Genomic DNA, 26,007 nt, shown 5'->3' with positions numbered 1-26,007 from the left:
AGAATATGCTTGATAGTAGTCATAAGGGGCAAGGTAAAGGGACTCGTTTAACATTTGAACAGCGTATTATGATTGAGCATTTTTGGAATGATAATAAAATGTCTACTGTTGAAATTGCTGAACGCTTAGGCTTTACACAATCGACTATATGGCGTGAATTACGTAAAGGCGCAACTACAAATTTTACAGATATTCCCAAAGAAGTATTTAAAAAGAACCGACATGGCTTTTTAATTTATTCAGCAAAGCAAGGCGAATATACTAAACAAAAGGCGAGATCTAACTACAGAGGTTCACGTAAATTGACGTTTGCTAAAAAACAACTAATTGAACACCATTTAAACGATTTAGGTTGGTCTCCGGAAGATATTATCTTCAAATATCCAGAATTAGATATGTCGCCAAAAACAATCCGTAATTATATTGCACGTGGTGACATTCAAATAAAGGAGCATGCCTATGGGCGCAGGCGTTGGAAGCAGAAACAAGAGCCAGCTAAATTAATTCAACTGCAAAGGAAAAAGGCACTTGAAGAAATAGAAACGCGAGTTTCTGGTGCAGATACTGAACAACCAGTAGTTTTACAGCGTTTACCAATTGAAATGCGCCCTAAATCCGTTACTAATAGACGTGTATTCGGCCATTGGGAAGCTGATTTAGTGATTTCACGTGACGGTAATAAAACGCCTATAATGGTTTTAGTCGAGCGTAAAACAAGATATACGGTGATTGTTCGGTTGACTGGTAAATCATCAAGTGAAATGGTTGAAGCAGTTGATTACTTTATGGCTTTACATGGTGATTTTGTACGTTCATTAACGTTTGATAATGGTATTGAGTTTGTGGCTTGGGAGTTTCTAGAGCGTATACAAGTAACTTATGGTAAGAAAATGTACTTTGCTCACCCCAGTTCACCACAAGAACGTGGTTCTAATGAATGGAAAAATCGTTTGATAAGACATTATGTAGGCTATCAGAATTATTTAAAAATGACCCAACTAGATTGGGATAAAGTTGCTAAGTTAATAAACAATAAGCCAATGCGTGAAGCATTAGCAAATAAGACGCCAAGTGAGCTCTACATGCACGAAGCACTACGTGCTAAACGCTTAAAACGTTATAAAGAACGAGAAAAACAGAATAAGTAAAAAGCACTTGTTAAATTGTGAGTAAAACAAGTGCTTTTTTTGTGCTTATGCATAAGATTATTGATATACTGTGAAAAAGACAGTTTGATATTTAGATTGAACTTGGTTTAGAAGTGTAAATCACTTTGATTAAAAATAGTAAGCCAAGTTCTGTAGTATGTTTTGATTATATTTTTTGTAAAAGCATAATCATTTTTGTTATAAACCTTGATGTAGCGGGGCTTTGTAACAGTTGAAACATAACATAAAAGAAGTTAAAAAAAGGTATTGAAACGGTTGAGAATAAACTTATAAGCATAAGGTGATAGAGAAAGTTTAAATGTAATTTGTAACTTTTTTGTAATATTACTTTGTGCTTATTATCTAAATAATTCAAAGTTATTAATATTATTTATATTTAAAAAGCACAAGGTAATGAGAGGTTACAATCTCTTATCCCTTGTGCTTTTTCTTTTTTTATTATTATGTTTGGTAGAAAAAGAAAAAGGCTAACTAGTTGGAGCTAGTCAGCCTTTTGTTCATTGAAAACTTCATATACTTCAATAAAGCATAGTCCGGTTATCAACTACTAGAACAAGTTAATGATACCACGGCTTTAATAAATATTCCTAAAATTTAGCTTTATTGCGGAGATGTACTCTAAAGAGAGAAATGTCTTAAACTCCGTTATCAAGGTTACAGTCTACGTTGAAAAGAATCAAAGTAGCTATGTTATTGAATAACTGGGTAATAGACTACTATTGCGGGAATTTTTTTCCTTTAACGCATATTGCGATGACATATGTGAGAGCATGTCGAGCAGGCGATTTTTTAGAAAATTATTTTATTGAAGTATTGGAGATTTTTTTATGATTAACGCATTCAAAAGTTTATCGTTATTAGGTTCAAGTATTGGAGAATTAACTTATATCGGACCTGACGTTGTTGGTCGCAATAACGATGTAAAAGTTGCACAATTTAATGTAGGAAATCGTTTTGAAACAATCAAAGTTACGCCACAAGTTGCGTTTGATTTCAATCACAAGTTTGGCGAAACAATGCGTTTGATTGATGCAAAAATTATTGCTGGAGAAGCACGAACAAATGCACGTGCTGGCGCTCGTGTAGCAACTTATTCGGGTACAATTTTACCAGCTTCAAGTAATGAACAAGATAAGTTCTCTATTGATGAGTACGATGCTGTTTTTGTTACTGGTAAGAAACAACATGTAGTAGGTAGGGTTCGCAGTGCTGACGCATTCAATCGCAACGATTTGATTATATTCTCAATTGCTGCCAACTATAAGACCGATGACCGTAATGGCGTAGCCCGTGATAGTCAAACCGATGAGCCAATCATCAGTAATTATCAATTTAACTTTATTCCTAAGTCAAAGGTTAATGGTGAGGTTACAGAGGACGATTATATTCGTATTCTAGTTAAGCCTGAGGAGTATGACCGAGTTATTGATGATTTGAAGCCAGGGCAACAAGTTTACCCACAAGGTCTTAAGTTTGCATTCGTTGGGAACTCTTCTACTGATTGGACTGTTTACGCTGACCAAATTGATTTAGCACCAAGTAATAACAACAATGTTACTTCAAAGCCTGAAAGTAAGCCGGTAGCTGAATCTAAGCCTAACAATGAAGCTAAGAAATAATTGAATGATTATGTAGCTTTTAAATCAATTTAAGAGTCTGTTTATTTAAAGTATTTGAAAAAATTAAATATATATTTTCGCTGGCATTTGTTAACTGTTTCATTTAACAAGTGCCTTTTAATTTGGCTATTTTATAGCTTATAAAGGAGATTAAGTGAGAGTTATGGAAAAAGTAAGTCGGTTAAAAATGTATAAGGACGGCAAGAAGTGGGTAATTGGTGCTACTGCTGTCGCCGGTATGTTGTTAATGCAATCGGGTACACATGCTAATGCGGACGAGATGGCAACTAATTCAAATAGCGCTGCTAATGAATCGGTGAATACGCAGGATAATGGTTTACAAGCAAATCAAGTAACCTTGAAGTCAGCAAGTACTACTGTCACATCAGCGGATAAAACCGCAGAAACTTCAAGTGCTGAAAGTGCTACCCAAGTAAAGGCTTCAACGGCTGACGAGGGCAAGAAAGCAATTGATGACAAGCAAAAGCAAGTCGATGATAGTACCTCAAATGCAGAGAATAATGGCGTGGTGATTAATCATAATGATACGAATGAAATTCATATGAACAATGACAATGCCGAGGAGGAAACTAACAAGGCAACTTCCGATTTAGATAAGCAAAAGGCTGATGTCGATAAGGCAAATGCTGAGCAGCAAGCTAACAAAGAAGCAGCAGACAAGGCAAATGCTGAACGTGATGACGCTATCAATCATAGTGAAGATGATTTAGATAAGGCTAAACACGACCAACAAGACCAAATTGATGATAGTAAGGACGCCGGTGTTGATACAAACGTTGATAACAAGGTTATTACTCCAGATTATCAAGATTTAACTGGTCTTACAGGTCAAGCACTATTAGATGCAATGCAGCATAATATTGACGCTTATCAAAACGCAATGAAACAAGCAACTGATAGCACTAACAGTGATACAAAGCAGCTAAAGGAATTAACTGCTAAGTATGAAGCTGCATTAGCACAATATCAAGCCGAAAAAGCTCGAGTTGATAAGGAAAATGCCGAAAAACAAGCCGCTTATGAGAAAGCACTTATTGACTTCATGAATGGCACGAATGTAAATGTTAACATGGACGCTCATACTGATACAGATATGGGGGACGGTCAATATAAAACCATGATGACGGCTGATGTAAACTCAGAAACTGGAGAATTTACGCTTAAGCATGATATGAATGACGGTAATTCAATTATCGGACAAGGTGTATTAACTGGAAAGATTATCTTTACCGTTGTATCAAATGGTGACGGTACAGAAACGATTACAGTAACCGGTATTGAGCTTTATAAGTATATTTACACCAACTTGAATGTTAATACCGCTAACAACAAAAATATCAATTTCCATGTGTACGACAACAACGGAAACGAACTATTTTCAGTTGCTCATGACGGGCAAACTTCATTCGAAAAGGATATTAATCAAACCTTTAACTTGAACCAATCATTTAAGTTGACACCCGGTCAACAATCTTCAATGTTCTCATTCTTAAAGATTGCTGATAACTGGATTTATAATACGCATGGACAAGTTGAAATCGCCTTTACAAATACTAACAAAGCGCCAGATTTGCCAGATTATGAACCAGAACCAACGGCACCAGATAAGGTGCAGGGACAGGTTACTAATTATTCAGTAACGCAATTACCTAAGGCTGATACGCCAAAGACACAGGAGGCTACAGTTACACCGTATAAAGTAACTGTTGACCCAGAGCCAGCTCAACCAGCACAGCCAACGCCGGCGCAAGTACAAGCTTCACTGCCTGAAACTGGTATGGAACAAGGCATTGGGTTGTCCGGTGTAGGATTTGCGCTACTGGCAACAATGGCTTCAATTGGTGCGGCAAAGAAGCGTAGCAAGAAGGAAATTAATTAATTATTTAATAATAGGAAGTAGGTTTTAAGATTATGGATACTAAAAAAGTGATGATTGCTTCTGCTGTTGCATTGGGTGCTACTGCGGTAGGTGTAACAAGTGCAAATGCCGATCAAGTTGCGCCAAAAGCTAACGCTCAAAATTCATCAGTTACTCAATCCAGCAAAACTGCGGTAGATTTACAAGCTAATACTCTTAGCTTGGGAACTAAGACGGTCAAGGCTGCAAGTGATACGCCAAAAGCTAATACGTCTACTCCTACAAAGGCAAATACTATCAGTATTATTTCAGGTAAAACGCTCAATAAGGATATTGATGACGGTACTAGTAAGGATATTGATGACGGCACCGGAAAAAACACCGACGACGGTACAGGCAAAAATACTGATGACGGTACTGGAAAGAATACCGATGACGGTGGCAAAGATAATAACGGGGGTTCAACCACTGACGGCGACAAGGATAAAGGTGGCTCAACTACTGACGGCGACAAGGACAAGGGTGGTTCAACTACTGACGGCGACAAGGACAAAGGTGGCTCAACCACTGACGGCGACAAGTCTAACGGTAATTCAACCAATACAGACTCAAATTCTGGTACAGTAACGCCAGTGCCAGTGCACCCCGACAACACAGGTAATACTATTCAAGTTCCAACGATTGCACAATCAGCTCCAGAAGTTGCTAAAGCAGTAACTAGTTATAATCAAGCTCTAGCTGATAATAACGGTGATAGTAATGCGGCTGCAGTTGTTCAAGCAAAAGAAGCTGTTAATAAGGCTGTAGCAGATACCTTGCCCGAAACAGGGTTCACGGATCAAGCTGGTTTTAGTGTTGCCGGTATCGTATTAACTGCCATTGCTGGTCTATTTGGTTTTTTAAAGTTCAAAAAGAATTAATAACTAGGAGTGAATTTTAATGCACATTCCTAAAATAAACGTTAGCTTTGACTACGAAAAAAGAGTTAAAGATAAGCCAATGAAAATCAAAAAGTCCCATGCTGTTTCGTTGCGTAAAGCAAGGTTTATAGCAGGGGCTATTTTAATTCTTATAATTGTTTACTGTACATTTTCAGTTATTCAGGCTAGAGCGATAGCTGTTAAAAATCGTTCATTGCGTGAAAACGTTACTACATTAACTAAAAGGCTTGATGAAGCAAGTGCCGGTTCAACTAGTTATAACCCAGTTGTTGGACAGTATTTGTCTGATTTCTTAACTGCTTATTACACCGTTGATAAGTCACAAACAAGCGACCGTGATAGTAAATTACGAGGTTTTTTTGCTAAGAATTTAAACTTCAGTAGTTCTAACCGTAATAACGTTGATATGGTTCTAAAACGTACAAAGTTAAACGGTATTTTCACGGTTGACGGCATTAAAACCGGGCAGTTTGATTTGACTGTGAACGAAAACGGTCAGGACAAGGAACTGACTGTAAATGTTCCCTATCAGCAGAATAATGAGAAGTTAACGGTTGTCGGTTATCCATATATTGCTGAACAAATTAATAGTGTCGGTCAAGTTGGTGCAGCGAGATTTGCTAAAAATGGTAAGTCATTAACAAACCCGGACACTGTGAAGCATATTCAACAATTTACTGAGCAGTTTGTTAATAAGTATCTATCTTCTTCACAAAAAGAGATGTCTTTATTGATGTCCGACCCACAAGGCTTGGACGGTAGCGCCATATTAGATAGCTTGAACGACAGTGATGTAAACGTTTCCGGTACAGAAACACACCCGAAAGTTGATGTTAAATTTACTGTAAAAGCTAAAGATAGCGATATTGTGCAGGAGCAATTTATTCACCTCGAACTAAAAAAGCAGGATAATACCTACTTTGTCACAAAGCTAGTACAGGCTTAGAAGGGAGGTGAGAAATCATGGATTTGTATTCTAGTATTAAACCGGCTTTTGTTACTTTACTTTTGCTTGCAGGTGGTGGACGTGTTCTTTTCCTATTCTTTCAAAAGCAAACGCGTACTATGTGGATGACGATTGGAATTGTCGCAGTGCTTGGGTTCTTTATTAATGGCCCACAAGAAACTATAAATGCAGGCAATGGACTAATTCGTCTAGTCCTTAATTGGATAAGTACAATAGGAGGGTAAACATGAATAATTATCGACGAGTGTTTACATCTTCTGCTAGATTCAAACATGTATATGGTGACTATTATTCGCCTTTCTGGATAAATACTAGAAAGATTGGAATATTTGCAGTTACGTCTGTTATTGATATTCTAATCATTGTAGTTTTTCATCTGTATACATCTAAAACAATTAGTATAAGTATAGTCCTGCTGGCATTATCGTTATACGGTACAGTCAAGCTTGACGATATACTTAAATATAATGATTTACCGTTTGAACAAACTATCAAATATTATTTAAAATATGTTTGGAATTTTCGTATTAAGAAAAAGCAAATTTATCAGGATAAGCATTTAGATAGCAACAACAAACGTTTTCAAATCGTGTGATTTGCAAAGGGTGTATTCGTGTGCACCCTTTATTCTGTTTTGGTCGCCGAAAGGTAGGACACATAGGGGCAGTTCCTATGCAAAACAATTTAATTATGTTGTGAAATTAATATTTAAGGTTTGAAAGGTTGTGATAAAATGGAGCTTATAACACATAAAAGTATGGAGCTTCGGGGAATGAATAATAAAACTAAAATAATTGTTGTTAGTATTGTGGGGGTGCTTGTAGTATTTGGTATTGGTGCATTGGTTGGAAATCTAACACATACCAACAATAATGCAAATAAAGCTACAACTACCGTAAGCTCTAAAAGTAGTAAAAAAGCTTCAAGTTCAAGTGCTAAAAATTACGTTGAAGGTAAAGACTACTCTATTGAGCGCACAGAGGTTGACGGTGTAACAAATTCGGTTGTTGATAGTACTATGTTAAAAATGGGGTTAGGTCTTAATCAAAATAACAATATGGCTGAGTACATGAAAGATTATGTTACTATTACGGGATATTATGATAATAACTCAATGCTTGGCGGTAACTCACTTATTTTTGAAGCAACTTGGAAGTCGGGAAAACATAGTTATTTAGCTTATGATTTAGACGATCAACGCAATCAAGATTATAATTCGATTTCTACTTATTTCGGCCATGATGTCGATAATGGTACCGCTAAGCAGGTATGGAAATTCACTAATATTGAAAGTACAAAATAATATTAACTTGTCCTATTTGATAATAGGGCTTTTTTATTGGAAAGGTTAGTCATGAAAATATTAAATAGGTGCCTGGGAGTAATTGTTATATTAGTTACTTCTATTTTTTTGTTTCAAAATTCTGTATATGCTAATGATAGCAACCCTTTTGCCAATACAGAAAAGTCTGAAACAGTTGGAAATATTACAGATAATGGCGGCAAAAATTCAGAGTTTAACGATAATAAAAATACCAATACTAAAAGTATTTCAGAGGTAAAAGACGAAGCCAAAGGTTTTGATAAACAAGAAGTGCTGAAACACCTGAATAATCAGGATATTGATTATATAAACACTAATTTATTATCAAATTATCAACCATATCATCAGAAAGAAGGCAGTTTTGATTTTTCAACCACTGCGGCACATATATTTGCTGATTTGTTTACCTCAATAAACAAAGACGTTATTTACATGGTTTTTGATAAGGCATTAGCATTGTTGTTTGATTTAACTAATGTGCAAAATTCTACAAATGATTTGTTTAAACAAACCACTACTTTTAGTACTTCATTTTTTAACAACAAAGCCTTTAAGCAATTTATTTACCTTGCTTTTGCAGTTGGTATTTTAACGGTTTTTATTCGTCAATTAAGAAATCATGGCGGCTTTAAAGCAATCTTTTTACTTTTGGCAGCTTTTATTTTAGGTAGTGCTTGGATAGCTGGTGGAGGAATTGTCCTAGAAAAGGTTAATAATATAACTTCTACGGCTGAGATTACTGCATTTCAAGCGACAAGTTCAAATAGTAATGTGACACAAGTTAGCGATTTTCAGCAAGCTTTAAGGTATCAATTTTTTAAGCAAGCGATCGAACGTCCCTTTTATTTGGAAAACTTTAACACCACAGAAAATAAAAGTATTGATACTAAAAAAATGGGTGACCCTATCGACTTTATCCGGGGGGCTGTTGATAACAGTAGTGATGATGTCCCTGATAAAAACCCAAATATGCAAAAAGACGGCAAAAAGAGCTGGTATCAGTTTATTATCGCTTTAATTTCACCTGTAACTTCTCTAGCGTATGGCATTCCATTGTTTACAATCGGCTTATTTAATATTGGGTTGCAATTTGCGTCAGTGGTTATTTACTTCTTTGCACCTTTTGCTATATTAATTTCACTAATACCAAAATATGCTGCAAGTGGTGTCAAAACAGCAATTTCAGCGGTTGGCGTCCTATTCGGTAAAGTATTTCTGATTTTTGGCATTGTGTTGTTGAATTGGGTACAAGGTTTTGCTGACCACTTAGTGCCGCCTACTGACAGCGGTAGTTCAATATTAAATGCTGTATTTTATGTAACGCTTCTATGGTTAATTTGGAAAAACAAGGGTCGGATATTTGGCACAATAACCGGTTCGCATGTGGCTGAAAGAATAGCAGATAAAACTCACGCCCGCAAACCTTATGAAGAAATGAAAAAGACATATGGCAACGTTAAAGATAAAGTTGATAGTGGCCGTAAAAAGGCTAGAAAAGCACAAGGCGACTATCAAAAGGCTAAAAAATGGGCTGAGAAAAAGTTCGGAAAATATGATTATGAGGAACAATCAGAGCCCCGCTCACAACAATCAAATTCAGACCCGGACGAAGCACGAACTAGTGAAGAAGTTCGGCAAAGAGCCCGTAATCGTGACCGAAATTCTGGAAATAATAAGCCGGACAAACAGGAAGCAACTGCTAAAAATTATGCTGGCCGTACTGATACAAGTGAAGTACAAAGGGCTAAACGGCAAAGACAAGCTGCACGCTCATTTACACTTCATAAGCCAGAATATAATAACCATGATATTAAGCGAGATGAGCGCAATAAAAGCCGTATAAGAAGTAATGAGGTATAGCTTATGCGGAAAATTTTAAAACATTATGCGATTATGCTTTTTTCTATTATGTTTCTTTTGGTGATTGTGGTAGGTATGATTGGCAACACTCAATATCAACAATGTGATACCGATACTAATGGCAGTAATGTTGTAACTTCTGCGGATAAACAAGAAACAGCTAAATCTGTTTATCAGAATCTAAAGGCGTTACCTAATACTACAGACGCCGGTATTGCTGCTTATTTGGGTAATGCAGAGGAGGAGAGCCAATTAAACTTTGCTAGTATTCAATCAGGGCAACAATTTAATCAAGTAAAAGCTATGGATAAAGGTTTATCTGGTTACGCTTTTGGTTTTAATCAATGGGACGGAGGACGCCGGGTTAATTTATTGAATTATGCTAGTTCTAAAGGTAAATCATGGACTGACCCCAGCTTACAATTAGATTTTGCTTTAAATAATGATGGTTCAGATTCCACTGTATTAAAGCAAGGTTTAGCAATGTCTGACGTATCGTCAGCAACCGAGTTTCTGCGGTCTAAATGGGAACGTGGTGGAGTTGGAACAAGTGAGAAGCGAATCAATCACGCTAAACAGTGGTATTCAAAATTTGCCAAAGGTGGTGATACCCCGGCTACTGATGTAGCTGATAATGGTTTGAATGCGGCAACTAATGAGGATAAGACTTCTACTAGTTCTAATGGGTGCAAGGTCGATACAAGCCAAGGTATGGCTTCCTCTGGTGCACCAGTTACGCAAATGCCGGATAACTATAAAAGTAAAGTTCAGAATACAAATTTTGCTGTTACTTCGCCTAGTAATACTTATCCTTTCGGGCAATGCACTTGGTATACCTTTAATCGTATGCAAGCATTGGGTACGCCGGTAGAAAATTATCTGGGAAATGGTGCCGATTGGGGTGCAAATGCTAAAGCAAAAGGCTATACAACTGATACAAAGCCACATGCTGGTTGGGCTGTTAGTTTTACGCAAGGTGCAGCGGGCGCTGACCCAACTTACGGGCATGTGGCAGTAGTTGAAGCGCTAAGTGATGACGGTTCACATTTCCTTGTAAGCGAGTGTAATGTTGTTAATTCCGGTTCAGGAACTGTCAGCTTTCGAGAATTAACACCCGGTAATGGCATGATATTTATACAGGGTAAACATTAAGTGAGGAGATTTTAGAATGAAATGGGCTAAGTATTTCTGGGTGCTGGCTAGTTTATTACTAGTTGGATATGTTTGGCAAAGTCACACCTTGCAAACAACCAATTCAAAGCTTTCAAGGGTTCAGGCTGATAATAAAGGTTTGAAAAAACGCCTAGCAGTCCAAAAAGAGCAGCAAGTTGCCTTACCAGACGTTAAAGAAACTAAAGATAAAAGCTTGAATGAAGCTAATGAGCAAGTTAAACAGACTATGCAGTTAGTTGTTAATAGTGACCCTAGACAGTTTGATACTTCATTAGTCGGGAAAGTTTCACCGGCCATGATTACTAAATTAAAGAGTGAATTAACACCAACGGTTACGGCAAGCCAATTTAGCGGTCAAAATATCGTTTATATTGGGGTTGTGAATCAATATGAAAGTCCATTGAATTTTATGTTAGTTTCTAAAAATGATACGCAGCAGAATGCTTATTATGTGACTTATGATTTATCAAACAATGAAATTACTAGTATTGATAGGGCGGCTTTAAAGGGGGCATTTAATGAACTTAACTAAAAAATGGCGTTGGGTTTCTTTAATAACTTCGCTTTTACTTTGTATAATCTTTGCATTTTTGTTTATCTCGACTTTGAACAAGAATAACACTGTAGCTGTTCAACTTGATAAGGCACATAGTGAGTATAGATCTTTGGGGCGAATTGATGAAAAAGCTTTAATTGGAGAACAAGTAGTGCCTGAAAGCACTAACGTTTCAAGAGCAAAGGACAAAGTAAGACAATTTGCTGATACCTATTTTACTTATAAAGGGGCGGACAGTTACCTTGCAAGAAAAGACAAGTTAGCGACTGTAATGAAATTGTCTGATGATAATTTAAAGACTTTATTTGCTCCTGATGATGAGCAAACGCAGGTAGACCGTATCAAAAATTTAGCCTTAAGAAGCGACTTTAAAAGTATTTTGAGTTCCACATTTCAACAAGTAAATGCTAACAAAGTAGAACTTGTAAGTATTGTCTCAGTTAATGCCGGTAGTGATGATTTAGGTATCAAAACTCAAAAGGTAACAATTCATTCAATTTATGACATCGATTCGGGTTATTTAACCAATATTCAAATTAACGAAATTGTTTAGGGGGGAATTATGAAAGAAAGACTATTAAAGAAAGACCGTACTAATACCGGCAAAAAAACTAAATCAAATATGAGCAAGCAATCATGGTTTTTTAATTTAATCGGGTTGCTTTTTGTTTTGGTTGTAGTCAGCTACTTCTTTGCTCCTTATGCTTCTATGCACTTTCAAAACAACAACGCTGCAAGTTTAAATGGTGAGCAACGTGTAATGTTTTACAGTGCTCAATGTTCCGATTGTGCCAAGGTATATCCTAAAGTCTTTTGGCATAATGTTATAGATTTTGCTGAACCAAGTAAGCAAATTCAGACTATTAACCTTGACGCACCAACAAACAAGCACTTTATCGCTGAAAAAGGTTTAATTGCTACACCAACTTTTATAAACCCAGCAAACAATAGTAATTCAGTTATTACCAATACTAAAGATGTTAGCAAGTATATAAATAACTAGTATGAATAAAGGAGAATTTTACAAATGGCTAAAAAAGTAACGATACGCTATGAAAATCCAGTTATCCAATATAACGGAAATTTAGTGTTAACTCGTCTAGGTGATGTATGGGCATATTTTAAACTACAGCCTTTTCAAATAAATGTCGCAAATATGAAAGAAAAAGAAAATTTTCAATCTCGTTTATCTGGAGTATTAGAGCGACTACAAAAGTACGAAGATCTGGACTTGAAGTTATTACCCGCTGACATGGACTTGCCGGGGCGCATTCGTGGTACTAGTGAAGATTGGGCGGTCGATAACAAAGATGTAGGCAATTATTATCTTTGGCAAGAAGAGGTTAATATGTTGCAAGCAGAGTTTAAGCCGGCGGTTATTGATGAGTTTTACATCGGTGTAAAGTTAAAAGCTACCGCAGTAGGTGAGGGGCTTAGAGACCAAGCTAAATATGTAGTTGATTTATCTTTGAAACGAATTGCCGAGGTTATGCGGTATGATGTTAAGTTTTCAAGTGACTTTTTTAATAAGTTTTCAGCTATGAATGATGATGTACTGGGTATATTACGCTCATTAGATGCAAAGCCTGTTACCGAGAAGCAACTAGTTAATTTATTAGGCTTCGCCTATCATCATCAAGGGGAGCGTTCATTTTCTGAAATGAGAAACACTATTTTTGACCCGGCAAAAAAAGGTGTTTTAAAGCGAGATAATGGGGACGAGGTTGATTATATGAGCCATTTGGTTCTAAATCTACCTGATGAATTATCTTATCTTGAATTAGTGCCAATCATTCAGTCGTTTAAATTTCCGGTTGAAGTTCATTTTAAAATTAACTTTCCAAAGAAGAACGGGCTTACCGGTATGAAGCAAAATGCTCAAAGTGAACGTGTGAAGTATCGTGATGAATTGACGGACGCCGAAATTTCTAACGATAGCGAATCGACAAAGAGTAGTCGAAATTATGAGTTATCTGAGGAATTAGTTAATATTTTGGATTCAAAGTATGCCTTTCTAAGCTGGTCAATGATTTTGGTTGTACGTGATAGCGATTTATCAGAGGTAAAGCGTAAAATCAGAAAAATCAAAGGTAATTTAAGTAATTTTGATAATGACATCGATGTATTTCAGCCAAGTTTTAATCAAGAAATGTTGCTTTATCAAAATTTACCCGGCACAACATTAGGCGTTTTCAAACAATGGCGTCAATATACTACCGCACCAGCATTTGCGGAACTGTTATTTGGTATTAGCACGCAATTGGGAACGCAGACCGGTTTTTATATTGGTAGAGTTCTTGATAATGGCAAATATGAAACTGTAGAGGAGGCTGTTGCTTCTTCTCGTGTATTATTGCTAATTAACCTAATCATTGCTAATAAGGGCGTTAAAGGTGCTAAAACTGATAGCCCTCATATCTTGATTTCTGGTGAAACTGGTCAGGGAAAATCATTTTTAGTTAAAACATTATTACTGCATTCTGCTTTGTTTGAGATTAATTCTATTTATTTTGACCCAAAACAAGAAGTTCGAAAATGGTTTAATGCTGCACTGACGCAAAGTGATAACCCGTATTTTCATAAGTTGATTAACTCGTTTAATTTTGTAACGCTTGACGCTAGTGACCGAGCAAATGACGGTATTCTTGACCCTATTTTGACCTTAAAAGCTGGCCGAGATTCAATTGAGGATATACCAGATGTCTTAACGTTGGTTAAAGAAATGTTAGTACAAATTCGGTCAGTATCGCATAATATGACGCTTGAAACTGATTTAACCGAAGCAATTTACGAAGTTTGTAAGAAGCGTTTAGCTGGTGATTCAGTTGGTACGATGAATGTTATTGATGAATTAACTAGTCGTGGTGAAATGCAGGGGCATGAAGAAGCCGGTCAATTAGCTAAATATTATCAAACAACAATACCAACTTCTATGCTGCGATTGGCATTTAGTGATGGTTCTAATCGAGGTCTAGAAATTACTGACAAACGTACAATTTTAGAGGTTGCTGGGCTTGATTTACCTAAAGTTAATGACCTTGCTAAAAATTACACTGATACACAGCGTTATTCTATGTCAATTATGATTGCTTTAGGAAAATACTTAGAAAAGTTTGGTCGAGCTGACACGAACAAGTTTACTATGGAAATCATGGACGAAGCATGGATATTTAATACTTCACCAGCTGGAAAGAAAGTTTTGGATAGCATTTTACGTTTGGGACGTTCAGAAAATAACATGTTAATCTCTGCGACTCAGAATATTACTGATGTAGGTGGTGAAGGAAATAATGGGCAGTATGGGCAAATTTTTGCTTTTGATGACTCTCACGACCGTACAAGTATTTTAAATGAGTTTGGCTTGCCAGCTACAGAAACAAATATAGCGATGTTAGACAATTTTAAAAAGGGACAATGTTTATATCGAGATATTTATGGGCGTGTTGGTAAAGTAGTAATTCATTCATTATTTGACGAATGGACGACAGCATTTAAGACGGTTGAAAAGAATGCGAGCGCAAAGTTGGAGGCCAAATATGGGTAGTATAAATTTAAGTTTGTGGGATATGTTTATTTTGGGCTTTCTTTTTTGCTATTTGGTTATTGTATTGTGGCTTAAAACAAATATTAAATGTGACCCTGCTTTTGGTTCAAATACTTTAGCTATTTTAAGTGCTTTGCATTTAAAGCTTTCTATTCGAAATTTAACTAGATGTAGAAAGATTGTAGATGAAATACCAGATTTAAAACGTAATTATCTGAGAGCTGGTCTTTTTAGGAAAATCATTGTATATGTTCCATTTAGAAAAGAATTATATATTCAATTAACGGCAGGCGATTATTTGCTGAAATTAGATGATGATTTTTGTGTGGTTTCTGCCGGATATGTTTTGAGGTAACACTATGTATAAGACAATTAAATATTCCGATCAACAACTAGCAAAGACTTTATATAATAGGGCTTTGCTTTTTATTTCGATAATTTTATTTATTCCGCCTTTGATGCTTAAAATACATTTTATTAAAACAGGTGTTCAGGATGCAATGAGTTATTTTAGGTGGTATTTGCTTATTGTTGATTGTTGTTGCTGGTTTGTATTTACAATATTTGTATAAGTCTTATGGTGCTAAGCATGATAATTGGCTATCAAGAATCTTTTTGTTAATCGAAACAAAACAGTTACTTGCTAAGTTACTTGTATCAAAGGGCATGTTTGAAACGGCTTCCGATGATACAGGCGAATACGTTAAGTATTTTCCAACAGTTAGCATTAAGTTTAACTATTCAACAGGTCAGTTATATATTAAAGAACCTATTGACGGTGAGAAGTATATGGATAATTTTGCTAATGGTGATTTTAATAAATGGGTGGAAACTGTCTTGTTAGCTGATAAACAAACGACAGAATTTAAAAAGGGTGAAATGATTACTGTTTTTGCTTTTGACCCTATTAAATTCCGCCTTAGACTTGCTGATTTAAAACCAGTTGAAGGTACTTTGAATGTGATGAAAGGTATTGATTGGAAATATGACAAGTTTTATAACATGTTAATCGCTGGAAATGTTGGAACTGGTAAATCTTACACATTGTTTTCAATTTTAGGCCAGCTTTTACAGGTTACAAAATTTATAACAGTTTTTGACCCTAAACGTTCAGACTTAGCAAGCTTAAAGTATACAAAAGCTTTAGAAGGCAAAGTCTTTAGTACAAATTTGGAAATTAATGAACAAGTACATGTATTTCATGAAGAAATGATGTTACGTGCTGAAAAAATGGAAAAGATTAAAGCTAAGGGTCAAATTGGTGCGTATATGGACTTCAATTTCACACCGCATTTTTTGTTTTTTGATGAATTTGGTGCATGGGTTGAAATGAATGACAAGGCAGCGTTTGGTTCTGAAACTCGAAAATCATACGATGTTGCAATGTCAGATATGAAAGAAATAGCTATGCTAGGGCGTGAGCTTGGCTTTTATATCATTGTTGGTATGCAGCGGCCGTCAGCTGATAGTTTGCCTATGGCTATTCGTAATCAGCTTAATTTTAAAATGGTTATGGGTATGCCTACACCGGAGGTATCTAAAATGCTGTTTCCCGATAGTGATAAAACTTTACGCCCACTTTCTCAGGATTTGAAGGGCTGGGGGTTTGTGCAGTCTGGTAGTAGTCAAGTTCGTTCATTCTTTGCGCCTGAAATACCTAAGGGCTTTAATTTACATGATTGGATTGAATATATGGCTGATAGTCGTGAAGCTAGTTAAATAGTAACTATTTTTTATTAATGAACGAACGTTTAGTTAAAGGAGATTAACAATGGAACTGAATGTGTATGTTTTTGTTACAACTGTTAAAAATTCTAGTAAGGGTTATTGGTTTAAATTACCTATTGATGTAGCCAAAATTAGGCAAACTTTACTTAGTCGTGGTGTATTAACACAAGAAAATTATGAAGTTGACTTGAAAATTAGTAACTATGAAGCACCCTTTAAGATTGATGAATATGAGCCAATTGAGAAATTGAATGCACTTGTTGATTTATTTAAAGATGTGGATATGACTTTGAAAACGTTTAGTGCACTAGTTCATGCCGGTATCATTGACCCGCTTAATTTAAATGTTGATTATCTTCATAGTTTAGTAATTATCAAAGCCGAAGATGATGAAGATTTGGGTTATCAAGCTATTGAAAAAATGGGTGGTATTTCAGCACTATTAACCGAGCAGCTACTTCAATATTTTGATTATGAAGGGTTTGCTAGAGATTTGATAAATCATCGTGATTATATCAATATTGGCGGCGGTAATTACGTTAGTGGTATTAATTAAATGACTTAAACAAAAATGCCCGGCTAGGCATAAGTACCCGTATTCAAAAATTGAAAGAGGTATTTTATTATGATTGACGCAAAGCAAATTTTATCATTGAGTGATTCAGCATTGGCAGAAATGCAAAAGGTTGCAGGTATTGCACTGAATGACGAGTTAAAGAAAGTTACACAAATGGGAACAGAAAGCGGGCTTAGTCCTATGATGTTGTCATATATGGCAGATATTCAAAAGAACATGAAGTTTATGATTGGTACTATGAACTCTTTGCATACGCATGTGAAGAATCGTGCCGGTGAAATTCAAAATCTTATGCAAGAAGTTTCTACGTTGAAGTAAACAACTTAGGGGCTTTTTTTATTAGCTAAATTATTGTTTGGTACTTATGCCTAGCCGGGCATTCTTGTTATTTTATTGGTGGTTTTCTACTCCCGACAAATTAAGGAGAGCTTTACCGTGTTTTTGGTAAAGTTCTCCTTAATTTGTTGGCAACCAACTGGAACGCAGTGAAAGGCGGTAGTTTATCTTGTTACAGGGTAATTAAGCTTGTACGAGATTTTTGCTCTGTTACAGGTATGGGGTGTTTTTGTCTATATAGCAATAGTAGATGTGGTTCGACCAAAGGGAGAGCCAGTGGCACCACCAGTGGCGTGTCGCAAAGCGACTTTAGCCACGGTGGCTTGGGTGCTGATTAGCGTACCGCAAAGCGGGCGCCAGCGCCTGCCACCTTGCACCTGCTATTGCGTAAAAATGACCTTAACCCCCCTGCACTAACAGGGGGGTTAGATTGCAAAAAGCGCTACGAGCGCCATAACCTGAACGGGTATCAGGTCGGCATTTACAGCGATTTTATGAACGCTTGCTTTTTAAGAGCTAAAAGCAAGTTTTTTTAAAGAAAGGAGTTTCATTTTGGAAAAGATTGAGTTGAAAATAATTGATACGCATGGTATTTCTCATACCTATGCTTATCCATGGGACAGTGATGAAGTTTATCAAGCTGCAAGCCGAGGTGTTGGCCGTGCTTTAGTGATTGGCTTACTAGAAAATGGCCCGCTTGATTTACATGTAACTGAATTGTTGACAAATTTGACGTTTTTGTCTGCGGTTATCAAAATCAAGCAATCTGGCAACAAAGTGGTTTATTCAACTACATCAATTGGTGCTGTGAAGTTGCTATTTGGCAATAACTTACAAACGGCATTGACTGAATTAGTTTCTACAGAAAATAACGAACGTAATTCAAATTCTGAGAAGCAAGTAGTAAATTGGCACAATATTTTAGAATTGATGTTGATAAATCAACGGTTGAAGTCATTGGGCGGCAATTTTTATGCAGACACAGTAAGGGCATAAGGTGAACAATATGTTTTTAAAATTAACAGATAAACAATTTGAGACTCACAAATTTCTTTATCCGTGGGACTATGAAGCTATTGGTGCAATGAGTAAGGCTGGTGTGCGTAAAGCTGAAATGGTTGGTTTAGTAGCAAATAATCTTACGGTTGAAATAGCACCTTGTGATTTAGAAGGTAGCCTTAGCATTTTTATAAATATTATTAAGTACCTAAGAGTTTACAAAGTAGTTTATGCGCCTAGTACTTTAGAAGCTGTTAAGTTGATATTTGACAGTGATTTAAGCGAAGCTTTGTACTCTTTAGTTACTAATCGGGATATAAAAGATAATTTAGTGTCAGTGATTAGTAAGCCAAATTGGCAAACTATTTTAGATTTGATGTTAGATCATCAACGTCTAAAGTCGCTAGGTTACGGCTTTTACGCGGATATTTGCTATTAGTTGATAACTTGAATAGAAAGTAAATTTGCTATTTGGAGAGAAATAATGAATGAATTTGAAGCTACTTTACAGCAAAGACAGGACATTATTAATAAATTGCATGCTGATTTTGTGTTTTTAATTAGAAACGAATGGTTTAGTTCAACTGGTATTTTTAATAGTGTTATCGGCCCCTTGTCAGATAGGCTGCATAATTTAACACAGCCAAGCTATGAGTATTTTGATGATGAGCTGGCCGAATACGTTGCCTATTTAAAAGATAATCACCACGTGCTAGTTGAGAATCCGAATCTAATACGAATAAACGTTCAGATAGAAATGATTAATAAATATTTTCAAAGATTAGGAGATTAGAACATGTTGTTGAGTATAATGACAGTGCTTTTGTTACTTAACTTGGTTATTTTCTTATTTAGTAAAGATGTTGATTTGATTGATTTTATGAAAATAGTGGCATTTTTTGGCTTCTTTCTGATAGTGCTTGTAGGGTTTGTGTGTTTATTGTTATCTTCATTGGAGTAAAAAGGGTGAATTTAATTGCAAATGCTTAAATATATTGATATATAGGATTGAATAATGATAATAAATAACGAGTTTAAGCCTTATCAGGCTTTTTTTATTGGCACAAACCAGCATAGCTTAATGTTTTCGCTAGAGCCAACTATTTCGATTGCGCTGTTTAAGTACAATGAATTTGTTAAAAAGCTTGATATTAAAGTACGTATGTCAGAAGTTAGTTCTTTGCCACCGATTGGGACATTGTTATTTATTGATGAAATCAAAGGCAGTGAGCTTAAAGGGTATCAAGCGGACTTTAGTGACGGCTGGAACTGGGACTTTAACAATTACGTTGAACAATTTGAACAGCTATATCAGCTAAAAAATGTAGGTAACTATCAAATATTACAGAGGAGTCAAGACATGGATAATTTTATCGCACATGCAAAGTTTAACGGCCGTTTACTGAAACTACTAAGAAGCAAGTTAGATCTGACTCAAGTAGAAATTGGTGAAATAATCGGCTTAACTCGGCAACGAGTGCAGCAGATTGAAGCGAATAATAAAGAAGTATCGCAAGATATGGTCGATAGATTGATTACAGTAATACCAAGCTTAACGGATAAAGTCACCATTCAATTAGATTGGGTCAGTTTTAATTTTCCAGAATTAACTGGAGCGGAAATCATTAATAATGTGCTGCGCATTAAATCAGATTTGTTTATTGAACGGACAACGTCCCAAAACTTTTATACTCGTGAGTATGCGTATGCTGGTGAAAAAAGTATTTATGTACAGGATTTTGCACCCGAACACGTGTCTGATAGTGGTGATAATGCTGATGTTAGTAAAAAAGGGGCAACCTTATTTTTAACTGGTGTCGGTACACGTCTATTTGAAAAAGCTTTACTGGAGCAAGGCTTAACTTGGCAAAAGTTCTTTAACCGTATGTATCAATATCGAGGTCATGCAACCCGGTTAGATGTGGCAGTAAATGATACGAGCGGTTTGCTCAAAATGAACGAACTTGTAGACGCTGTCAGAGAAGGCCGTTTTTGGACTAAAACCCGGCACTACGCTGTACATGGTAGTGAGGAGTTTGGTTGGACGTTAGACTTTGGAACTTCACCCTTTGTTATTCGTATGTATGACAAAGCCAAGGAACAAGAGCAAAAAGGCAAAGATACTAATATTGTGACCCGTGTAGAATTAGAGTTACATGGTGATAAGGCAACTGATGTAATTCAAGAATGGCTGAACAATGATAATTTAGTAGGCATTACGTTTGATATTCTTTATACCTATTTGCATTTTGTAGATGAGCCAATCAATGACGAACTACTTAAAAAGGCACGTGACAGGCGAACTTATGTAGAAAGCTTAAAACCAATTGCGGCATGGGCTTTGCTTGTCTCACTCGGTGAAAAAATGAAATTTACGACCGAAGCTAAAGAACAAAGTATTGAAAGCATTGAGAGCTGGATAAGTAAGTACGTAGCACCTTCATTAAAGATTATTCAGGAAACGGGGCGTTGGCAGAACTTGCTTGATACAATCAGAGAAATTGACTTGTCAGATGACAAGAAAAAGCTGATACAAGCAGTCAATACCGAAAATATGTCAATTGACAGTACTAAAATACCGGTTATTTATTGATTTGTAAAAAAGCAAAAAAAAAGAGCATTAGAAACCTGAGTAATTGGAGTAGGTAGGTAGCTAATGCTCTTTTTGTATAGTGGTATACAAACAATAGTTTAGCATGAATTTTAAAAGTGTGTAAGTAGAAACTTTTACTATAATAGATTAAATTTACAAAAAAAACACTGATAATACCTAACATTGCATAATACAGGTTATCAGTGCTTACTTTGGGTGTTATTTTAGGAGTAACTTAAATAACAATATTATTGTAACAAAAATCAGAAAATTGTTAAAGATGAGAATTTAAGCCGTTTTAATCAATTAATTGAAAACAAGCATTATGCTTATTGTTAATTGTGATATATTTATGTATGTTTACTACAACTAAGAACTAAGAGAAAAATAAAAAAGCACTAACATAACTAGAACAGAAGAGGACAAGTTATATTAGTACTTTTTAAGTGTTAAACACCGCTAAAAATAAAAATGTAGAAAGGTTATAAAAATATTATAGCAGGGGTTTAATGAATATGGAAGATGAAAAGGTGCCTTCACCTAGACAACGACGACCAAAATTAAATGAGAGTGAAAGAACTATGATTGAGTATCTATGGAATGTAGAACGATTATCACAGAGTGAAATTGGTAGGCAACTTCATAGGTCACAGTCTATAATCGCTCGAGAATTACAGTCCGGAAATACAGTTGATTATAGCCATTTAAGCAGACGAGAGTTGTTAAACATGCCTATTCATGCCCGTATTAAATATTCAGCAGCCCGGGGTCAATATAATTCCGTTCAAAAGGCTTTTAGATTTGGGCAAGGTTCAAAGCTCACACCAGAATTAAAGAAACTGATTGAACACTGGATAAATGACGAAAAATGGACGCCAGAGCAAGTGTCTGCTGATATAGAAGATGTGTTAATATCTCAGCTTCAACAATTAGACAATGGGCTCACAGAGGCCAAATTAAGATTAAAATTGATAGGTATAAGGAAAATAATAAAGTTGACCGCGAACGTAACAAGTCATTACGACGCAAAGAAATAGAGCTTAGAAGGTTAAGGGAACACTTAAAAGAAACTGGTGAATTAGTTAGACATTCAATCTATGACAGACCTGAAACAATTAATCAGCGTAAACAGTTTGGACATTGGGAAATTGATTTAGTATTACCTGCTAAAAGTTCAGATGGTGCTGTTGTTGATCCCAGCGCAATCATGACGCTTGTTGAGCGTAAAACCCGTTTCTTTGCATTGTATAAAATTGAAAGTAAACGAGCAGATGATGTGATAGCGGGTTTAGATAAGTTTTGGAAAGATTATGGGGAACTAGTACGTAGTATTACGTCTGATAATGGTATCGAGTTTACTTCATGGTCATTTTTAGAACACGTACAAAAAGATTTAGGCGTTAAAATGTATTACTCTACCCCTTCTTCACCACAAGAGCGGGGGACTAATGAGCGTAAAAATCGTGAGTTACGTAAGTATCTGCCTAAAGGACAAACATTTTACGCGGTTACCCAACGTAAACTTGAAGATATTGCTTATAAAATTAACATGAAGCCCATGTTAAAGGCTTTAAATGGACGTAGCCCAGTAGAATTGTTTGAGATTGAGTATCGTAGATTAACTCGTTATAAACGTGCTTATGATAAACGTAAACAAAACCAAATGGCTCAACAGTTAGCAAAACAACAAGAAAATAAAACAGAATAAAAAAGCCGGTTAAGTAGCATTAAAAGCTATAAAACCGGCTTTTTTTTATATGTATGATTTTGGTTATAAGTTTGGCTTAAGAGTAATTAAATGTGTAATAATGTCACAAAAGTCGTGAAAAAGCTAACCTAAAAAGCCTTAAATAATGGTGTTAAAAATGAAACTCTGTTATACTAAGTAACACTAGAATTGTATTAATCGTTATCCTTGTGAAACGCTTGTGTAATAAAAGGACTTTTGTTTACAAAGATATTTCACATTAATTAACAGTTCTTTACAGATAGCCTTATGGGGTTGAAACCCATAACGTAAACTTAAAAGCATAGATAGCCAGTAGTTACTTGTAACAACATTGTTACAGATAGCACAAACGGCTACTCTATGCTTTTATTTTTTGTAATACTATTCACATAGTACAGCAAAAAAAGACCAACTAATAAAAATTAGTCGGTTTCTCGTTCATTGATAACTTTATATACTTAATAAGGTACATTTAGCTATACAAATACTGTCGCAAGTAAATGATAGCATGAATTTATAAAAAGGAAAAATTTAACTTACCTTATTACGGAGTGTAAAAAAGAGAGAAATGTCTTGTCTCCGTTATCAAAGTGCAGACCACGTTGAAATATAGGTGGCTACGTTATTGAAATAACTGGTTGGTTGACTAACAACTGCGGGAATATAATTCCTTTAACGCATATTGCGATGACTTATATATTATATATAATGAGCAGGCGATTATTAATTATACTTTGATAAAAACGATTATTAAGTATATGAGGTTATAGAACAATGTTGTTGTTCAATTATTTAAAATGAACACTTCCAATTAAATAATTGGGAGCGTTTTTTTGTGAAATTAATTAAAAATAGGAGATATATTATTATGACTTTACAACTTTCATCACTACCAATTTTTACAGCTGAGACTACAGGTAAGCTATTATATGCTGGATTTAACGGTGGTTTTATTAATCTTTCTGCTGAAAATGTTTCTGGTAACCATTTGCTAAAGGTTTTGCCTGATTCTACATTCAAGTCTGATGATTTTACGTTCCAAGAACCAGTTAAGCTAGTTAATCCCTCAATTGTTGCTTCGGAAATTGGTTCAGGTCGCAATAATTCAGGTGTTTTGACTGGGAAGCTTGTTAATGAAGCAAGTGACGAAAAATCTATGTGGGCAGAAGAAGCTAAAGGAAATTTGAAGCTAAATTTTGCTGGCCAACTTTATGATGTACCAGTTGCAAGTTATATTGGTAAAACATTAAAGTTTGCTGGTGTAACTACAGGTTACTCACAAGCTCGTTCAAGCCAAAGGCAATCAGCTCTTCGAAATGGTGATGATACTGCAAGTCTTGTAGAAGACGTAATCAAAGTGACAATTTTTGATGAAGAAAAGGGCGATTATATGACGGTTGATTTGCCTATCAATATGCGCCAAGCAGTAGAAAGTGACTTCTCAATGGGGCAAAATGTTGACTTTATTAATTTTAAAGTTCGTTTTTATATGCCAGAGACTGGTAACTACGCGCATATTTTCTCTGCTGATGCTATGACACCTGTAACAACTGGCTCACAATCAGCTCCAGCTTCTAAGCAAGCACCAAAGAATGATAGTAACAAGGGTGAACAAAAGTAATAATTAGGGGGTTAAGTTTTGATATTCAAACGAGGTCATAGAATTAGGCCATGGTATAAAAAGCTTCCGATTTATTTTATTTGGTTATTTACGTCCCCTGTGATTTTAGCTTTGTTTCTGTATTTGTTAAAGAGTGGAGTTTTCTACCTATTTAACGGTTTTTTCGATATTAATTTATGGTTAGTCGGCACGTTTATTGTAGTCGGCTTTTTATTATGGTTAGGGCTTTATTATTTTTATCGCAAATATCGTTATCAATCTAAATTTTGGGGCAAAGTTTACAAGCTTAGTCTGTTGGCAAATGTTATTTTTAGCCAGGGCATTTATGAGCGTATTTCTAAAAAAAATGGGAAGAAAGATATAGAGAAATTCAAATATTTTCCTAGAATGTACATGAAGTTTAACAGCCTTAATTCTTTTAGTGTTTATTTACCATTGGACGGTAATAAATTTCAGAAGCGTTTTATTGACGGTTCATTTGATAGTGAATTAGTGATTGCTACACGTGCAACAGTTTCAGATACAAATACTATTGACGGTTTTATTGTTTATGAACACTTGCTATTTCCATTGAATTTTAGAGTAAGTCTTGATAATGCTAAGGTTAGTTCTCATAAGATTGAGATTATGCAAGGTATGGTGTGGGATTTTGAAAAACACCCGCACATGTTACTTTCTGGTGATACTGGGGCAGGAAAATCATTTTTTTTATTTTCTGTAATTAGTTCATTACTTAAAGCTGGCGTAGATTTAAAGATTGCTGACCCTAAAAGGACGGATTTAGCAAGTTTATCAAGAACAAAGCCATTAAAGGGGCGTGTATTCTATACCAATGATAGAATTTTATCGGAATTTGAAAAGTTTAATCAGGAAATGTTAGACAGAGCAGATGAATATCAACAGATTTTAAAAGACAAGGACGGCATGGGAAATTATCGTGAATACGGTTTAAAGGCTCATTTCTTTGTGTTTGATGAATTTGTTGCATTTATTAATATGCTCGATTATAGGGGTCAAGACAACGTGCAAAAGATACTCGCTAGTATCACAATGCTTGGGCGACAACTTGGTTTCTTTGTAATTACAGCTATGCAACGTCCGGATGCTGACGCTATCGGCTCGGCAGCTCGTGACCAGTTTCAAATGCGTGTAGCATTAGGAAAAATGAAAGCATCTGGTTTAAACATGATGTTTCCTGATGAAAACCCTGATAATTGTGCAAGTCTTGATAAGAATTTGAAAGGTTGGGGTTATGCGTTAATGTCGCCGGGTAAACCTCGGGATTTCTTTGCACCTGAAATTCCCAAAGGCTTTAAGGCAAAAGCGTATTTCAATGAATTAGGCGAAATGCTGGAAAAACGAGAATTAGCAAAGTCTAAATAGGATGAGGAG

Annotated in this window: 24 protein-coding genes and 1 pseudogene; all 25 read left to right on the top strand. The window is 35.7% G+C overall.

Annotated elements, in window-relative coordinates:
• The first annotated feature begins 5 nt into the window (after nt 1–5).
• The 25 genes and pseudogenes from TT13_RS04340 to TT13_RS04220 all read left to right on the top strand — a co-directional run bounded on the left by TT13_RS04340 (nt 6) and on the right by TT13_RS04220 (nt 25,998).
• The gene (locus TT13_RS04340; RefSeq protein WP_027698864.1) at nt 6–1,148 is read left to right on the top strand and encodes an IS30 family transposase; all 1,143 of its coding nucleotides are present in this window, start codon (nt 6–8) and stop codon (nt 1,146–1,148) included.
• An 848-nt stretch (nt 1,149–1,996) separates the two neighbouring features.
• Entirely contained in the window at nt 1,997–2,788 is a 792-nt protein-coding gene (locus TT13_RS04335) for a hypothetical protein (protein ID WP_027698863.1), read from the top strand.
• A gap of 163 nt (nt 2,789–2,951) precedes the next feature.
• Nucleotides 2,952–4,688: a KxYKxGKxW signal peptide domain-containing protein gene (locus TT13_RS04330; protein WP_027698862.1), complete on the top strand. Its 1,737-nt coding sequence runs from the start codon at nt 2,952–2,954 to the stop codon at nt 4,686–4,688.
• 32 nt (nt 4,689–4,720) lie between these two features.
• Complete coding sequence (gene uasX / locus TT13_RS04325; protein WP_027698861.1) at nt 4,721–5,587, top strand: serine-rich aggregation substance UasX; 867 nt, start codon at nt 4,721–4,723, stop codon at nt 5,585–5,587.
• A gap of 19 nt (nt 5,588–5,606) precedes the next feature.
• A complete protein-coding gene (locus tag TT13_RS04320; protein ID WP_045476618.1) occupies nt 5,607–6,554 on the top strand; it encodes a conjugal transfer protein in 948 nt (315 codons plus the stop codon).
• Nucleotides 6,555–6,571: 17 nt separating this feature from the next.
• A complete protein-coding gene (locus tag TT13_RS04315; RefSeq protein ID WP_027698859.1) occupies nt 6,572–6,799 on the top strand; it encodes a TcpD family membrane protein in 228 nt (75 codons plus the stop codon).
• 2 nt (nt 6,800–6,801) lie between these two features.
• A complete protein-coding gene (locus TT13_RS04310) occupies nt 6,802–7,170 on the top strand; it encodes a hypothetical protein (protein WP_027698858.1) in 369 nt (122 codons plus the stop codon).
• A 177-nt stretch (nt 7,171–7,347) separates the two neighbouring features.
• A complete protein-coding gene (locus tag TT13_RS04305; protein WP_027698857.1) occupies nt 7,348–7,878 on the top strand; it encodes a hypothetical protein in 531 nt (176 codons plus the stop codon).
• A 51-nt stretch (nt 7,879–7,929) separates the two neighbouring features.
• Nucleotides 7,930–9,759, top strand: coding sequence for a CD3337/EF1877 family mobilome membrane protein (locus TT13_RS04300; protein ID WP_145912339.1), 1,830 nt, complete (start codon nt 7,930–7,932; stop codon nt 9,757–9,759).
• 3 nt (nt 9,760–9,762) lie between these two features.
• Complete coding sequence (locus TT13_RS04295; RefSeq protein WP_027698856.1) at nt 9,763–10,911, top strand: phage tail tip lysozyme; 1,149 nt, start codon at nt 9,763–9,765, stop codon at nt 10,909–10,911.
• A 16-nt stretch (nt 10,912–10,927) separates the two neighbouring features.
• Nucleotides 10,928–11,464 carry a hypothetical protein gene (locus TT13_RS04290; protein ID WP_027698855.1) on the top strand — a complete coding sequence of 179 codons (537 nt, stop codon included), beginning with the start codon at nt 10,928–10,930 and terminating at the stop codon, nt 11,462–11,464.
• Nucleotides 11,451–12,041, top strand: a complete 591-nt coding sequence (locus tag TT13_RS04285) for a hypothetical protein (protein WP_027698854.1) — start codon at nt 11,451–11,453, stop codon at nt 12,039–12,041. The genes TT13_RS04290 and TT13_RS04285 overlap by 14 nt, the downstream gene beginning before the upstream one ends.
• A gap of 9 nt (nt 12,042–12,050) precedes the next feature.
• A complete protein-coding gene (locus TT13_RS04280; RefSeq protein ID WP_027698853.1) occupies nt 12,051–12,491 on the top strand; it encodes a hypothetical protein in 441 nt (146 codons plus the stop codon).
• A gap of 24 nt (nt 12,492–12,515) precedes the next feature.
• Nucleotides 12,516–15,032 carry an ATP-binding protein gene (locus TT13_RS04275; protein WP_027698852.1) on the top strand — a complete coding sequence of 839 codons (2,517 nt, stop codon included), beginning with the start codon at nt 12,516–12,518 and terminating at the stop codon, nt 15,030–15,032.
• On the top strand, nt 15,025–15,387 hold the full coding sequence (locus TT13_RS04270; protein WP_027698851.1) for a hypothetical protein: 363 nt from the start codon (nt 15,025–15,027) through the stop codon (nt 15,385–15,387). The genes TT13_RS04275 and TT13_RS04270 overlap by 8 nt, the downstream gene beginning before the upstream one ends.
• Nucleotides 15,388–15,560: 173 nt before the next feature.
• Nucleotides 15,561–16,751, top strand: coding sequence for a cell division protein FtsK (locus TT13_RS04265; RefSeq protein ID WP_242868518.1), 1,191 nt, complete (start codon nt 15,561–15,563; stop codon nt 16,749–16,751).
• 52 nt (nt 16,752–16,803) lie between these two features.
• Nucleotides 16,804–17,316 carry an antirestriction protein ArdA gene (locus tag TT13_RS04260; RefSeq protein WP_027698850.1) on the top strand — a complete coding sequence of 171 codons (513 nt, stop codon included), beginning with the start codon at nt 16,804–16,806 and terminating at the stop codon, nt 17,314–17,316.
• 69 nt (nt 17,317–17,385) lie between these two features.
• On the top strand, nt 17,386–17,655 hold the full coding sequence (locus tag TT13_RS04255) for a hypothetical protein (RefSeq protein ID WP_027698849.1): 270 nt from the start codon (nt 17,386–17,388) through the stop codon (nt 17,653–17,655).
• A 570-nt stretch (nt 17,656–18,225) separates the two neighbouring features.
• Nucleotides 18,226–18,669: a hypothetical protein gene (locus TT13_RS04250; protein ID WP_027698848.1), complete on the top strand. Its 444-nt coding sequence runs from the start codon at nt 18,226–18,228 to the stop codon at nt 18,667–18,669.
• Nucleotides 18,670–18,679: 10 nt separating this feature from the next.
• Entirely contained in the window at nt 18,680–19,111 is a 432-nt protein-coding gene (locus TT13_RS04245) for a hypothetical protein (RefSeq protein WP_027698847.1), read from the top strand.
• Between the two features lie 45 nt (nt 19,112–19,156).
• The gene (locus TT13_RS04240; protein WP_027698846.1) at nt 19,157–19,465 is read left to right on the top strand and encodes a hypothetical protein; all 309 of its coding nucleotides are present in this window, start codon (nt 19,157–19,159) and stop codon (nt 19,463–19,465) included.
• A 288-nt stretch (nt 19,466–19,753) separates the two neighbouring features.
• Nucleotides 19,754–21,265 (top strand): replication initiation factor domain-containing protein, encoded by a 1,512-nt coding sequence (locus TT13_RS11160; protein WP_190279618.1) that lies wholly within the window; start codon nt 19,754–19,756, stop codon nt 21,263–21,265.
• A 509-nt stretch (nt 21,266–21,774) separates the two neighbouring features.
• A pseudogene (locus TT13_RS04230) lies at nt 21,775–22,973 on the top strand (IS30 family transposase).
• Between the two features lie 889 nt (nt 22,974–23,862).
• Nucleotides 23,863–24,615, top strand: coding sequence for a hypothetical protein (locus TT13_RS04225; RefSeq protein WP_027698845.1), 753 nt, complete (start codon nt 23,863–23,865; stop codon nt 24,613–24,615).
• Between the two features lie 123 nt (nt 24,616–24,738).
• Nucleotides 24,739–25,998: an FtsK/SpoIIIE domain-containing protein gene (locus TT13_RS04220; RefSeq protein ID WP_190279617.1), complete on the top strand. Its 1,260-nt coding sequence runs from the start codon at nt 24,739–24,741 to the stop codon at nt 25,996–25,998.
• Nucleotides 25,999–26,007 lie beyond the last annotated feature (9 nt).

The sequence above is a fragment of the Weissella oryzae SG25 genome (assembly GCF_000691805.2).
In the GTDB taxonomy this organism is placed as follows: domain Bacteria; phylum Bacillota; class Bacilli; order Lactobacillales; family Lactobacillaceae; genus Weissella; species Weissella oryzae.
The sequence above is the reverse complement of the archived record's forward strand: the minus strand, read 5'-3'. Positions and strand labels throughout refer to the sequence as shown.